This is a genomic window from Algoriphagus machipongonensis, from assembly GCF_000166275.1.
Taxonomy (GTDB): Bacteria; Bacteroidota; Bacteroidia; order Cytophagales; family Cyclobacteriaceae; genus Algoriphagus; species Algoriphagus machipongonensis.
Genome location: NZ_CM001023.1, coordinates 1,022,209 through 1,035,597, shown reverse-complemented (window position 1 = coordinate 1,035,597; position 13,389 = coordinate 1,022,209). Strand labels below are relative to the sequence as shown.

The window sequence follows — 13,389 nt, the reverse complement described above, 5'->3', positions numbered from 1 at the left end:
TTGTATTTGTTTAATATTTCTGAAATTTAAACTCAAATCTTGAATAAACCCTAGCTTCTAAAAACAAAAACCCGAAGAATTACTTCTTCGGGTTTTAAGTATGTTAAACGTAGGTTTAAAATAAGATTAAAGGTCAATTCCCATGAAGGACATAAACGCTAATCCCATTAACCCTGTCAATAGCATGGTAATACCCAATCCTTTTAGACCATTTGGCACGTTGGAGTATTTTAATTTTTCACGGATTGCAGCAAGTGCTACAATAGCAAGACAGAAACCTGTACCTGATCCGAATCCGTAAACAGCAGATTCTGCTAAAGTATAATCTCTTTGCGCCATGAAAAGTGATCCACCAAGGATCGCACAGTTTACAGCAATCAATGGAAGGAAAATACCCAAGGCACCGTAAAGTGCTGGAGCAAATTTCTCAACTACCATTTCTACCAACTGTACCATCGCTGCGATGATCGCGATAAACATGATAAATCTTAAGAAAGTAAGGTCAATAGTTGCCAAGCTGGCACTTGCCCAAGAAAGGGCTCCTTCTTTCAATACAAATTCATTCAATAACCAGTTTACTGGAACAGTCACTGTCAATACAAAGATTACTGCAGCACCAAGACCGATCGCAGTACTTACTTTTTTGGATACGGCCAAGAAAGAACACATCCCAAGGAAGTAAGCAAAAACCATATTGTCGATAAAGATCGACCGAATACCTAAGTTAAATAATTCCATTTCTTCAGTTGGTTTTAGTGTTCAACATATCCTGTTTTGGTACGCTGGATCCAGATGATTAATCCAAGAACCATAAATGCACCTACCGGAGATACCATAAGACCGTTTGTAGCCAAACTAAAATCTGATCCGAATAGGCTAGAGACATAATCATAAATTGGAATTCCAAAAACAGATCCTGAACCAAGCAACTCTCTAAAGAAAGCAACGGTCAAAATAATCCAGGAGTACCCTAAGGCAGATCCAAATCCATCAAGAATAGAGTCATATGGCTTATTACCTAAAGCAAATGCCTCTAAACGCCCCATTACAATACAGTTGGTGATAATCAATCCAACGAATACAGAAAGCTCTTTGTACATATCAAATGCAAAAGCTTTCAACACCTCATTTACCAAGGTTACCAAGGTTGCTACTACTGCCAACTGGACAATAATACGAACACGGCTAGGGATAGTATTTCTAAGAAGAGAAATAAGCAAGTTGGACATTACTACTACGAAGATTACCGCAATAGCCATAACCAAGGTTGGCTTCATTTGAGTTGTTACTGCAAGAGCAGAACAAATCCCCAATACCTGAATGGTGATTGGGTTATCATCCACCAAAGGATCGGAAACGAGCTTCTTCCTTCGTTTGGAGAGTAACGCCTCCGCCGGCTTTTTCTCTATTGATTTTTCTAATGTTTCAGCACTCATATTTAAAATAATTATTGAGTTGATGTTCTAATTAAAGCGTGGCTACCGCTGAAGATGATTTCTGACTTTTAAGGTAAGCTTCATAATAACTCAAGTAGTTCTTAAGCATATTATTCACTCCTTTACCAGTAATAGTAGCACCAGACATTCCATCCACTTGATGTGGGTCATCAGAATAATCTTTTCCTTCACCTTTCTGCATTTCCACAGCTACCAATTCACCAGATTCATTGTATATAGTTTTACCTACATATCTTTCCTGAACTCCTGGCTCAGTGATTCTTGCTCCCAGTCCTGGAGTTTCACCCGCATGACCAAAAGTAACACCACCTACAGTATTCATATCAGTATCCAAGGCAATATATCCCCAGATAGCATCCCAAAGTCCAGCACCGTATAATGGCAAGATGTAGTTATCTACAGCCTCAGGATTACCTTCCTTATGGAAAATATAAACAGGGAAAAGACGCTCTTCAGCTGGCTTCTTATAGTTTTTGGCAACATCTACCAAGTCGGCAGTCACAGCTACACCGTCTTGTTCTGTCACTTCCTCACCATTGATATTCACCACAAGTGAACCTACACGGTTTGCGTAGAATTCATTGATTTCCTGAGGTGTCATTCCATCAATTTGCTCTAAAGGAATCACAGCTCCCAAAATCTGCTTCTTGTTATCCAAAGCCTGGGCTTCTTTTTGCAAAGGCCCCAATACTTGCGAGGTGCCTGATAAAAGCAAACCTAGCACGACGGTCAAAATGACCGAAAATGTAATGATATATGCGTTAGACTGTTGCACGTTGTAACCTCCTTGTTTTGTTAGCTTTTACTACATAATAATCAATCAGTGGAGCAAATACGTTCATAAGCAACACTGCCAGCATAATCCCTTCTGGATACGCAGGGTTTGTAACTCGAATGATGACGGTCAAAACACCTATCAACAATCCGTAAATCCATTTACCAGTTTCTGTTTGCGCAGCTGATACTGGGTCCGTAGCCATGAAGATAATTCCAAAGGCTAAACCTCCCATTACTAAATGGTAATGAGCTGGCATAGCCATGTATTCATTGACTGCCAACAGGTTCATGATAGTACCCATTACGTAGGTTCCTAAAAATCCGGAAAGCATGATTTTCCAGCTTCCGATTCCAGTACCAATTAAAATTGCTGCTCCCACCAAAGCCATCAAAACAGATGTTTCTCCGATAGATCCAGGAATCCAACCCATAAACATGTTTATGAAGCTGTAATCTGCACCTATACTGGCATTGTGAGAAGCAAGAGCCTCCACTACCGGGGTTCCATCATTACTTGCGCTATAAGCAACTCCAAGAGCAGTCGCTCCAGAGAAACCATCAACTGCCATTTTATCTCCTAGGTAAGTCCATACTTGGTCACCAGAAATATTCGCAGGATATGCAAAATATAAGAAAGCTCTAGCAGTCAAGGCCACATTAAGAATGTTCATCCCTGTACCACCAAAAACCTCTTTACCAATCACTACGGCAAAGATAGTCGCTGCCGCAACCTGCCATAATGGAATATGAGGAGGCATGACTAAAGCAATCAACATCCCTGAAACCAGGAATCCTTCAGAAATCGGATGATTTCTTACAACACAGAAAATAAACTCTGTCAACAAGCCGACACCATAAGACACAACCAGGATAGGCAATGCTGAGATCAACCCAAAAATTGCTTTATCCAAGAAAGTAGCTTCTTCGCCTACGGCTAAGAAATGCTGGTGTCCAATATTTAGAATACCGAAAAGCAATGCTGGGATCATGGCTATTACCACTGTGATCATCACACGCTTCAAGTCTGTTGCATCCTTAATTTGAGCTCCCTTGGCTTTGGTAGTCAAGTCTGGAGCAAATACAATCGTTCTATGGCCCTCATAGAGAGTGTAGAACTTTTCCCATTTGCCGCCCTTCTCAAAGTTTGGCTTTACACTATCGAAAAGATTTTTTAATGCCTTCATATCTTAACTATACATCAATAATTCAACCCCTGATCTTACCAACTTCTGTAAATCATTTTTAGAAGGATCCACAAACTCGCAAAGTGCTACATCCTCTTCTATAATTTCATATAGTCCTAACTCTTCCATTTCGTCAAAGTCTTCTGCGAGAATCGCTTTAAACAAATAAGTAGGAAGAATATCCATTGGAAGCACTTTTTCAAATACCCCTGAAACAACAAATGGTCGTTCCTCTCCGTGGGTATTTGTATCTACTTTAAATTTCCCTTTATTCAAGAAAGAGAACATTCCCAAAGCTTTATGGAAACTCAATTTGGAGGTACTAGGCATTAACCAACCTAAAAACTCCTCATAGTCTCCTTCTGGGATAACTGTTATCTGATTATGGTAATAACCAACAAATCCATCCATTGAGATTTTTTCACCAGTCAATACATTTCCAGAGATCACTCTTACATGGCCTGAGTTTAAGTTTCCTTTCACAAAGGAAGACACATTAGCCCCCATATATGTTTTCACATAGGCAGCATTTGTGATTTCAGATCCAGAGATTGCAATTGTTTTAGAGGCATCGTAAACACCTTCTACCATCAATTTACCAATCTGAATAACCCCATACGGACTTATTGTCCATAACAAGTCGCCCTTGTTAATTGGATCAATATGGTGAATCTGAACACCAACATTCCCTGCAGGGTGTGGTCCGGAAACCTTATTGATTTCTGCATTGCTCACATTGGCAAATACAGAAGGTGCTGCTGAAGCGCCATTCAAATTCAAATGTACTTTTCCTGAAGTCAACTTGCCTAAAGCATCAATTCCAGCTTGGAAGTATTTTTCTTCCCCCTCTAACATAAAGCCATAATCAGCCGCTAGAGGATTGGTATCAAAACCTGAAATGAAAATTGCTTTTGGTGTATCTTCTGGATTTGCCACGACGCCGTATGGACGTTGGATCAATTGAGGCCAAACTCCTCCTGCTGCTAGCTTTGCCACCAAAGCATCTCTATCAAGAGATTTTGGATCAGCTTTACCTAGATCTTCGTGGGAAATAGTTTGATCAGCAAGGATCGTGATTTCAAGAAGCTTTCGCTTCTCTCCTCTCTTGACATCCACCACTTCCCCGGAAACCGGAGCCGCGTAGATAACTTGATCCATGGCTTTATCGAACATGACGGGAGTACCTGCCTTAACGGTATCTCCAACGTTGACTAGCACTTTCGGCCTTTGGAGACCAATAAAGTCCGTCGGCTTAATGGCGAAGGTCTGAGCTGGCGTGAAGTCAGCTAATTCTTTTTTAGCCTCTCCTTCCAGTTTTATATCAAAACCCTTCTTAAGCTTCACTATTTTAGACATATCTGTTTTTGAACTATGAGCCTTTGAAAAACGCCCCAAATCTAATAAATACAAATTTTATTTAGGGGGTAATCAAGATATTATGTTTCACTTTTTAAGAGAATGGTTGCCAATTATTTCTGAAGGCAATATTTGATTCAGATCGGCAAAGCATTTTCAGACATCATTTCAAGGTGCGATTTCACTTGCTCCATCAGCCACATAGGCGTAGAAGTAGCTCCACAAACACCCACTTTATCATTTGACTTAAACCACTCTGGGTCTAGTTCTGTCTCATTTTCAATGAAATAACTTCTCGGGTTTTGACCAAGACAAACCTGATACAAAGCTTTTCCATTCGAACTTTTCTTTCCTGACACAAAGAGTATCACATCATTTTCCTGAGAAAACCTCTGAAGCTGTGGTTCTCGGTTGGAAACTTGTCTACAAATCGAATCATTTGCGTTAAACGGTACTTCCTCAAATTCAGAATTACTGTTTTTGATTCTTTCCTGGATTTTATGGGACAATTCATAAAATCCTTTGGTACTCTTGGTGGTTTGACTAAACAAAGTCACTGGCTTCTGAAAGTCAATTTTATCCAAATCGCTATCCTCCATCACCACAATGGCTTTCTCCAATGTTTGACCAGTTAATCCAATTACTTCCGCATGACCTTTTTTGCCATAAATGACAATTTGGCCATTTTCTCTCTCCATCCGATCAAACGCTGTCTTCACACGATGCTGTAATTTCAATACAACTGGGCAAGAAGCATCAATCAGCTCAATATTATTTTCTATTGCCGTTTTATAGGTTTCCGGTGGTTCCCCATGTGCTCTGATCAAGACTTTGCAATCTCTCAGTTCCTGCAGTTCCTCTCGGTCAATGACTACCAAGCCTTTATTGCTCAGTCTTCTCACTTCCATATCATTGTGCACGATATCCCCCAGACAATAAAGTTTCTCACTGGTCTCCATCTCATCCTCTGCCATTTTTATGGCAAACTCTACTCCGAAACAGTACCCTGAGTTTTTATCTATGGTTACTTGCATAGCTTTTCTCTTTATCTATAATTTCTCTGGCTTTATTAACTATAAAAGCCACCTGCTCGGCAAAGGTAATATTACTGGTGTCCACTTCGATAGCATCTTCCACTTTTATCAAAGGACCAACTTCCCGAGTGGAATCAATCTCATCACGGGAGGCAAGATTTTCAATAATATCTTTTAAAGGAATGGTTTCTCCTTTTTCTAATAACTCTGCCTGTCTACGAATCGCTCGAGTCTCCAAATCGGCTGTCATGAAAATCTTCAATTCCGCCTCAGGAAAAACCACTGATCCTACATCTCTACCATCCATGACCACACCTTTTTTCTTCGCCAAGCGCTGTTGTTGAGCTACCAAATCCTTACGAACTGCCGGTAAAGCAGCAATGCGTGAGACATTATTAGAAACTTGCATCGAACGGATAGCGTCATCTACGTGAAGACCATTAAGATAGGTTTCCTGTAATTGATTTTCTGGATTTAAGTGAAAGGATATTTCCAGAGACTTAAGGCCTTTTTCAACATCTTGAGGATTGGTCGCGGAAAGGTGGTTATTTAAAAAGTGTAGGGTTGCCGCCCGGTACATGGCTCCAGTATCTATATAAGTGTAGCCTAAGTCCTTTGCAACAGCTTTTGCTGTCGAACTCTTACCACAACCTGAATATCCATCGATGGCGATGACGATTTTTCCCATCCAAAAACCAGCTAAGTTCGCTTTTTATTTCAGGCACAAATATAGTAGTTTTAATCTAAACCATTCGTGGATGGCCGAATTCATCCACCTTGAGAAAAAACCATCCCCTTAATCCACAGAACAAATTTTTTATGATCATAAAAGGACAACTCGTTGACATCCCAAATAAATCTATTTACCCAGCTTCAATCGAGATAGAAAATGGAGTTATTCAAAAAGTAAGTTCATTAAAAACAAATAAACCCTTACCCTATCTCATGCCGGGATTTATCGACGCTCATGTCCACGTGGAGAGCTCCATGCTGGTGCCATCTGAGTTTGCTAGGCTGGCGGTAGTACATGGAACGGTGGCCACCATTTCTGATCCACACGAAATAGCAAATGTCTGCGGAATGGAAGGGGTGGACTATATGATCGAAAATGGAAGACAGGTTCCTTTTAAATTCTACTTTGGTGCGCCTTCCTGCGTTCCTGCTACTCCCTTTGAAACTGCAGGTGGAGAAATCGATGCAGCTGACATAGAAAACCTGATGTCCAGACCTGAGATTCATTACTTGGCGGAAATGATGAACTGGCCAGGAACGGTGAACCGGGATGAATTGGTCATGGAGAAAATTCGGATCTCGAAGAAATATGGGAAACCCATCGATGGTCATGCTCCTGGACTCAAAGGCGAATTGGCAGAGAAATACGTCTCTGCAGGACCTAGCACCGATCATGAGTGTTTTACCTATGAAGAGGCACTAGGCAAAATCAAACTGGGAATGAAAATCGCCATCCGGGAAGGTTCCGCTGCAAAAAACTTTGAGGCCCTGATCGATCTAATCGATGAATTCCCGGATCAAATTATGTTTTGCTCGGATGATAAACATCCGGATAATCTCGCCATTTCCCATATCAATGAACTAGCTGCCAGAGCTGTCGCAAAAGGTAAAGATTTATTCAAGGTACTCCAGGCAGCCTGCCTGAATCCTATCGCTCACTATGCGATGAATGTTGGGCAACTTAGAGAAGGAGATCCAGCTGATTTTATTTTAGTGAAAGACCTGAAAGACTTCCAAGTGATCAGCACTTATATCAATGGAGAAAAAGTAGCAGAAAATGGAAGGACACTGATCCAACCAATCCAAAACGACATCATCAATAATTTCAATACCTCCCTAAAAAAGCCCGAAGAATTTCAAATCAAAGCCAAAGGAAATAAAGTCAGAGTCATCGAAGCATTGGATGGTCAATTGATCACTCCGGAAATCTCAGGAGATATTTTGATCAAAGATGGCTTTGCAGAATCAAATCCAGAACAAGATATCTTAAAAATTACTGTAGTCAATCGCTACGAAGATGCTGCTCCGGCGGTGGCGTTTATCAAAAACTTTGGACTGAAAACCGGAGCGATCGCTTCTTCAGTGGGACATGATTCACATAATATCATTGCGGTAGGAATCGATGATGAATCCATCTGCAAAGCGGTCAACTTAATCATTGAAGCCAAAGGTGGCGTATCTGCAGTTTCCGGAGACCAGGAAGATATTCTCTCACTTCCAGTCGGCGGAATTATGTCTGCTTCGGACGGATATGAAGTTGCCAAAGCCTACACTCGAATAGACAAAATGTCCAAAGAAATGGGAGCTACGCTGAATTCTCCCTTTATGACTTTGAGTTTTATGGCCTTGCTGGTGATACCAGATTTGAAATTGAGCGACAAAGGACTGTTTAATGGGCAAAAGTTTGAGTTCATCGATACTTTTCTTAATGAATAATATTTCCCAATAAATGAATAGAAAAAGAACTGTAATACTTTTTGGGGCTGGGGCAGTAATTGATTGGGGTGGCCCAAAAACCCCTGATATCACAGCCCTAATTCGTAATAATGGATTTTGGACTAAAGACGGGAAAACGAGAATTACTGAATTCATATATCAAAAACTACTAGAATCTGGCTTTAGTGATGATGAAGTCAATTTTGAAACAATTCTCAACGTACTAGAAGAGTTGATTTCCTATTATGCAAACCAAGCTGGCAGCAAAAAACTTCCTTCATATATAGCTTCCTTTTTTACCTCGACTTTTGAAAAAGATCTTTTGAATTTCGAAGAGGAAAACTTCTCACATAGTTTCAAAATTCACATACCTGGATTAAATAAAGATTTTAGTCCTCTAGCCAAACACGGAGAAAATGCAAATCAGCTTTTCCTTCAGGAGTTAGTTCAAACTTTGTTAACAACCATTTATAATTTTATAGAAAAATACGGAGATCACAGATTAAACGAATCCAACGTAATATGTGAAGACAAAAAAGAACTGAATAAATTATTCTGTGATTGGATTGAAAAAATCAACCAAAATGGAATCCTCAGGATGTTTTCATTAAACTACGAGAGAAATTTCAAAGTGATTTTGGAAAAAGGAATTTCGGGTATGAATATCTTTGAAGGATTTGAAGCGGCAGCTGACATAAATTATGAAGATAGAATCCCTCCAAATGCTACCAGAATATTAACAGATTTTGAAACCCATTGCCATTACAATTTACATGGCTCAGTATATTGGGATATAGAGTCTGAAAATGAAAATGGCTTTATGGCCCCTAGATATTTTTTAACTGGATATGGAAATCTTACTATTAACAATGATTACCCAATAGTTCAAAGTGAAAAAGGAAAAACCATACTTATTTCAAACTTTATAGCAGGCTATCAAAAGCTTCAAAAATCTGCAATAACGCCATTTCGCCAAATGAAATATGCGTTTGATAGAGATTGCATTACAGCCGATATTATCTACATTATTGGCTATTCTTATGGAGACGAACACATAAATTCAGCTATCGGTGAGGCTATAAGAAACAATCAAAAAGTAAAATTAATTTTTGTTGACCCCTCCTTTCAGAAAAATGACACAAAAATCATCATCGCTTCTTTAGGACATTATTCCCAAGGCATAACATCATTACCGAGGACTATCCGAACAGGTCTTGAGCATGAGTTTAATTCAGGTATAATCAAGGCTTATACAATGACTTTCAAAGATTTCCTAGTCGATCAAACAGAACCTCCTCATTTAAAGTACCTGAGGATTTTAGCTAAATAATTCCATCTTTTGAAAAAATAAAAAGTAAAAAACCCTCCAGATTATTTAATTCTGAAGGGTTTGTTTTTAAATATCAGAAGTAAAGTGAAACTCAATCTCTGGATAATTATCCATCACCATCTGAAGCCAGGCTTTTGATTCGGCCATAAAGACCAGCTTGCCATCTTTGTCATGGGCAATGTGACGGTTTTTGGATCGGACAAATTCATCTAACTGCTTCTTGTCCTTGCTTGTGATCCAGCAGGCTTTGTAGAGGTTCATCGGGTGAAACTCCACCGTCGCATTGTATTCGTTTTTCAGACGGAACTGGATTACTTCAAACTGAAGTTGGCCAACCGTACCCACTACTTTTCTAGAACCCATATCAAAGGTAAATAGCTGTGCAACCCCTTCTTCCATCAATTGCTGAAGTCCTTTTTCCAGTTGCTTGGTCTTCATCGCATCCTTGTTTACCACCTCACGGAAAATCTCGGGCGAGAAACTAGGAATCCCAACAAACTGCATGTTTTCTCCATCGGTCAAAGTATCACCGATCTTCAGGTTACCTGTATCGTACAAACCCACAATATCTCCAGGAAATGCCTCATCGATCATCTCCTTATCCTGTGCCATAAATTGGGTCACATTAGAGAATCGTAAAGGTTTCGGGCCACGCACATGGTTGTAAGGTTTATTTCGCTCAAAAGTACCAGAGCAAATTCTCAAGAAAGCAATTCTGTTTCGGTGATTGGGATCCATATTCGCGTGGATTTTAAACACGAAACCTGAGAATTTTTTCTCATCAGGCATCACTTCCCGATCTTCAGTTCTACGGCTTTTAGGAGCAGGAGCGATTTTGATAAAAGTATCCAGCATCTCATTGATCCCGAAATTATTCACTGCAGAGCCAAAGAAAACCGGAGCCACTTTACCTTCTAAATATTCTGTAGGATCAAAGTCAGGATAAACTCCTTCGATCAATTCCACATCTTCCCTAAGTTGCTCAGCATAGTTTTTCCCGATCAGTTCGTCCAGTTTAGGATCATCCACATTTTCAAATTCCTGTCTCACATCACTTAACTTCCTCTGAGAAGGTGTGAAAAGGTTGAGTTTATGGTCGAACAAATTATATACTCCTTTGAAAGTCTTTCCCATACCGATCGGCCAGGAAAGTGGGCGGCATTGAATGTTGAGTTTTTGTTCTACTTCCTCTATTAACTCGTAAGGATCTCGACCTTCTCTATCCAACTTATTGATAAAACAGATCACAGGAGTATTTCTCATCCGACAAACTTCCATGAGCTTTTCGGTCTGAATCTCCACGCCTTTTACGCAGTCAATTACCATAATTACTGAATCAACCGCAGTCAACGTTCGGTAGGTATCTTCCGCAAAATCCTGGTGACCCGGTGTATCGAGCAAATTGATTTTGATGTCTTTGTATTCAAAACCCATCACAGAAGTGGCAACAGAAATACCTCTTTGCTTCTCAATTGCCATCCAGTCAGATTTGGTGGCCGTATCGATCTTATTAGACTTCACAGCTCCGGCAGTCTGGATCGCTCCACCAAAAAGCAACAGCTTTTCAGTCAAAGTAGTCTTTCCTGCATCTGGGTGAGCAATAATGGCAAATGTTCTGCGCTTCTTGATTTGGTCTGTCAAACTCATAAGAAAATGTATTTCAGCGGGCAAAGGTAGGGAAAAACCACTAAAAGTGAGACAGAAGTTCTAAAGTAGAATTTGGGGAAATAAGATTTACGAAATACGATTGACGAGATTTTTGAGAGAGGTAAATTCCTTCTCCAATTTTAAACAGTTGAAATAAGCGAAATCATAATCAACTTGTATTCTACTTTCATAAAAGGCAACTGATATAGAAATTACCCGAAATTCAAATAGATCTCGTAATTCGTATTTCTAACTTCGTAAATCCCTAATATTCCAGGATTCCTTCCGTAATAAACTGCGAAGCTCCTTCGATGCTGCAATGCAAAACAATTCGAAATGTGGTCCCTACCCCAACCTCAGAATTCTTGACAAAGATTTTTCCTCCATGATAACCTTCAATGATTCTTTTTGCCAATGTGAGCCCTAAGCCCCAACCTCTTTGTCTGGTAGAGAATCCGGGATTAAAGACTTTTTTATACATCCTTTTCTCCATCCCTTTCCCTGTATCTGTAATATCAACGATGACAAACTTATCTGAGTCCTGAATCACATCGATGGTGATCTTACCCTTTCCTTTCATTGCATCCACTGCATTTTTACAAATGTTCTCTACTACCCATTCAAATAGGGGGCGGTTCATCATTGCATCCAAATCTTTCGTGTCAGCGTTGATGATCAAATCTACTTTGGTAGAGATTCTAGGTCGAAGATAATTTATAGTTTCCTCAATGCTTTCGTATAAATTTTCTGTCTGAATCACCGGTTTGCTTCCGATACTACTAAACCTTTCTGTGACCATTCTCAATTTGACCACATCCTTATCCATTTCAGTGATAATCTCTTTGTTTTCCTCCCAAACGGGTGAATTTTTCAGATAATCAATCCAAGCCATCAGTGAGGCAATAGGGGTTCCAAGTTGATGCGCCGTTTCTTTTGTGAGGCCTGCCCAAACCCTATTTTGCTCAGCAACTTTACTTTGATTAAAGAGCGTATAAGCCAACACCCCAAAAACCAATATCACTGCGAGCTGGATATAAGGATAGTATTTTAAATTGGTCAGCAGTTCCGAGTTGCGATAAAAAACATTTATATCCGCTTCTCTCAGTAAAATAGGTTCATATTCGGCTCTCATTTCTGCCAGTTCCTTTGCCAATGTTTTGACAGAGTCCTCTGCATTTGAATTGGCTTTGAAAGGTATATTCCTAAATTCAATTGGGTTCTCATCCTGATCCACCATGATGATCGGAATGGAATAGTTTTGCTGAATAATCTCTTGGTTGATGAAAGTAAGATTTTCTGCAGTGGATGCTGCATACTCCAAAGCGGAGGAGAGCAATTCGATCTGTCTCCTTTCTCGCTCTCGAAGCTCCTCTACGAGAATATTGGTATATAAAATTGATCCTCCACCAATGATGATCGAAACAAATATAACGAGCCATTTGACCTGCTTCCTGTTTTTGTATAGATCAACTGTAGTAAGATCCTGAAAACGGTTTTTCATTCTTGAATTTAATTCCTAAAAGTACAAACTGCTCAATCCGATAGATCGTATAAACCTCCCATAGAATTTTTCAGTTGGCAACTTACTTAGCCAAATCGTAAATTTATACTTCAATATATGAGAAAATTATGACCAATATGAAAACAAACGAAATAGGACTAGAGATAAAAGAAAGTAAAATCTTAGTAGATAAATTGAATGAGTTATTGGCAAACTACCAGATTTACTATCAAAACCTGAGAAACTTCCACTGGAATGTAACAGGCCCTAACTTCTTCGAGCTTCATGCGAAATTTGAAGAGTTATATAATGAAGCAAATGCAGGAGTTGACGAGGTAGCTGAACGTATTTTAACCTTAGGTGCAAGGCCTTTATCCTCTTATGAAGAGTACATCGAAAATGCTAAAATCAAGGAAGCAAGAGTAATAACCGATCCAACCAACATGGTAGAGATCGTAAAAGAGAATCTAAACACTTTGCTAATACTTGAAAGAGAAACACTAGAAGCCGCTTCAGGCTTTGATGATGAAGGAACCTCTTCTTTGATGAGTGATTACATTACTGCTAAAGAAAAAGTTGTCTGGATGTTATCGGCTTACTTGAGATAATACCCATAAACTGAAAAATCCCGATTCTATTCTGAATCGGGATTTTT

General features: G+C 39.6%; 12 protein-coding genes. 3 read left to right on the top strand and 9 right to left on the bottom strand.

All coding sequences use genetic code 11. The features are described from left to right. Positions 1-126: 126 nt before the first annotated feature. From nqrE to cmk, 7 genes are all read right to left on the bottom strand, one after another. On the bottom strand, positions 127-738 hold the full coding sequence (gene nqrE, locus ALPR1_RS04470; protein ID WP_008198747.1) for an NADH:ubiquinone reductase (Na(+)-transporting) subunit E: 612 nt from the start codon (positions 736-738) through the stop codon (positions 127-129). A 14-nt stretch (positions 739-752) separates the two neighbouring features. Continuing rightward, positions 753-1,436: an NADH:ubiquinone reductase (Na(+)-transporting) subunit D gene (locus tag ALPR1_RS04465; RefSeq protein ID WP_008198745.1), complete on the bottom strand. Its 684-nt coding sequence runs from the start codon at positions 1,434-1,436 to the stop codon at positions 753-755. A gap of 31 nt (positions 1,437-1,467) precedes the next feature. After that, positions 1,468-2,232, bottom strand: a complete 765-nt coding sequence (gene nqrC / locus ALPR1_RS04460; protein WP_008198743.1) for an NADH:ubiquinone reductase (Na(+)-transporting) subunit C — start codon at positions 2,230-2,232, stop codon at positions 1,468-1,470. Then, a complete protein-coding gene (locus ALPR1_RS04455; protein WP_008198741.1) occupies positions 2,219-3,418 on the bottom strand; it encodes an NADH:ubiquinone reductase (Na(+)-transporting) subunit B in 1,200 nt (399 codons plus the stop codon). Before ALPR1_RS04455 ends, nqrC begins: the two co-directional genes overlap by 14 nt. A 3-nt stretch (positions 3,419-3,421) precedes the next feature. Continuing rightward, the gene (locus ALPR1_RS04450; RefSeq protein WP_008198740.1) at positions 3,422-4,774 is read right to left on the bottom strand and encodes a Na(+)-translocating NADH-quinone reductase subunit A; all 1,353 of its coding nucleotides are present in this window, start codon (positions 4,772-4,774) and stop codon (positions 3,422-3,424) included. Between the two features lie 137 nt (positions 4,775-4,911). Continuing rightward, on the bottom strand, positions 4,912-5,808 hold the full coding sequence (locus tag ALPR1_RS04445; protein ID WP_008198739.1) for a 4-hydroxy-3-methylbut-2-enyl diphosphate reductase: 897 nt from the start codon (positions 5,806-5,808) through the stop codon (positions 4,912-4,914). Next, complete coding sequence (gene cmk, locus ALPR1_RS04440) at positions 5,789-6,496, bottom strand: (d)CMP kinase (protein WP_008198738.1); 708 nt, start codon at positions 6,494-6,496, stop codon at positions 5,789-5,791. Before cmk ends, ALPR1_RS04445 begins: the two co-directional genes overlap by 20 nt. Positions 6,497-6,627: 131 nt before the next feature. Here cmk and ade point away from each other — a divergent pair, with 131 nt between their 5' ends. Together ade and ALPR1_RS04430 are read left to right on the top strand one after the other, a co-directional pair. Continuing rightward, a complete protein-coding gene (gene ade, locus ALPR1_RS04435) occupies positions 6,628-8,256 on the top strand; it encodes an adenine deaminase (protein WP_008198737.1) in 1,629 nt (542 codons plus the stop codon). Positions 8,257-8,269: 13 nt separating this feature from the next. Next, positions 8,270-9,586 (top strand): hypothetical protein, encoded by a 1,317-nt coding sequence (locus ALPR1_RS04430; RefSeq protein WP_008198735.1) that lies wholly within the window; start codon positions 8,270-8,272, stop codon positions 9,584-9,586. Between the two features lie 66 nt (positions 9,587-9,652). Here the strand turns inward: ALPR1_RS04430 and ALPR1_RS04425 are convergent, their stop codons facing one another. Together ALPR1_RS04425 and ALPR1_RS04420 are read right to left on the bottom strand one after the other, a co-directional pair. Then, positions 9,653-11,233 (bottom strand): peptide chain release factor 3, encoded by a 1,581-nt coding sequence (locus ALPR1_RS04425; RefSeq protein ID WP_008198734.1) that lies wholly within the window; start codon positions 11,231-11,233, stop codon positions 9,653-9,655. 265 nt (positions 11,234-11,498) lie between these two features. Further along, positions 11,499-12,734: a sensor histidine kinase gene (locus ALPR1_RS04420; RefSeq protein ID WP_008198733.1), complete on the bottom strand. Its 1,236-nt coding sequence runs from the start codon at positions 12,732-12,734 to the stop codon at positions 11,499-11,501. A gap of 137 nt (positions 12,735-12,871) precedes the next feature. Between ALPR1_RS04420 and ALPR1_RS04415 the strand changes: the two genes are divergently transcribed. Next, a complete protein-coding gene (locus ALPR1_RS04415; RefSeq protein WP_040303223.1) occupies positions 12,872-13,342 on the top strand; it encodes a Dps family protein in 471 nt (156 codons plus the stop codon). Positions 13,343-13,389 lie beyond the last annotated feature (47 nt).

Coding starts and splice junctions, on each gene's coding strand:
- nqrE (WP_008198747.1), bottom strand. CDS start 738: ATGGAATTATTTAACTTAGGTATTCGGTCGATCTTTATCGACAATATG.
- ALPR1_RS04465 (WP_008198745.1), bottom strand. CDS start 1,436: ATGAGTGCTGAAACATTAGAAAAATCAATAGAGAAAAAGCCGGCGGAG.
- ALPR1_RS04455 (WP_008198741.1), bottom strand. CDS start 3,418: ATGAAGGCATTAAAAAATCTTTTCGATAGTGTAAAGCCAAACTTTGAG.
- ALPR1_RS04450 (WP_008198740.1), bottom strand. CDS start 4,774: ATGTCTAAAATAGTGAAGCTTAAGAAGGGTTTTGATATAAAACTGGAA.
- ALPR1_RS04445 (WP_008198739.1), bottom strand. CDS start 5,808: ATGCAAGTAACCATAGATAAAAACTCAGGGTACTGTTTCGGAGTAGAG.
- cmk (WP_008198738.1), bottom strand. CDS start 6,496: ATGGGAAAAATCGTCATCGCCATCGATGGATATTCAGGTTGTGGTAAG.
- ade (WP_008198737.1), top strand. CDS start 6,628: ATGATCATAAAAGGACAACTCGTTGACATCCCAAATAAATCTATTTAC.
- ALPR1_RS04430 (WP_008198735.1), top strand. CDS start 8,270: ATGAATAGAAAAAGAACTGTAATACTTTTTGGGGCTGGGGCAGTAATT.
- ALPR1_RS04425 (WP_008198734.1), bottom strand. CDS start 11,233: ATGAGTTTGACAGACCAAATCAAGAAGCGCAGAACATTTGCCATTATT.
- ALPR1_RS04420 (WP_008198733.1), bottom strand. CDS start 12,734: ATGAAAAACCGTTTTCAGGATCTTACTACAGTTGATCTATACAAAAAC.
- ALPR1_RS04415 (WP_040303223.1), top strand. CDS start 12,872: ATGAAAACAAACGAAATAGGACTAGAGATAAAAGAAAGTAAAATCTTA.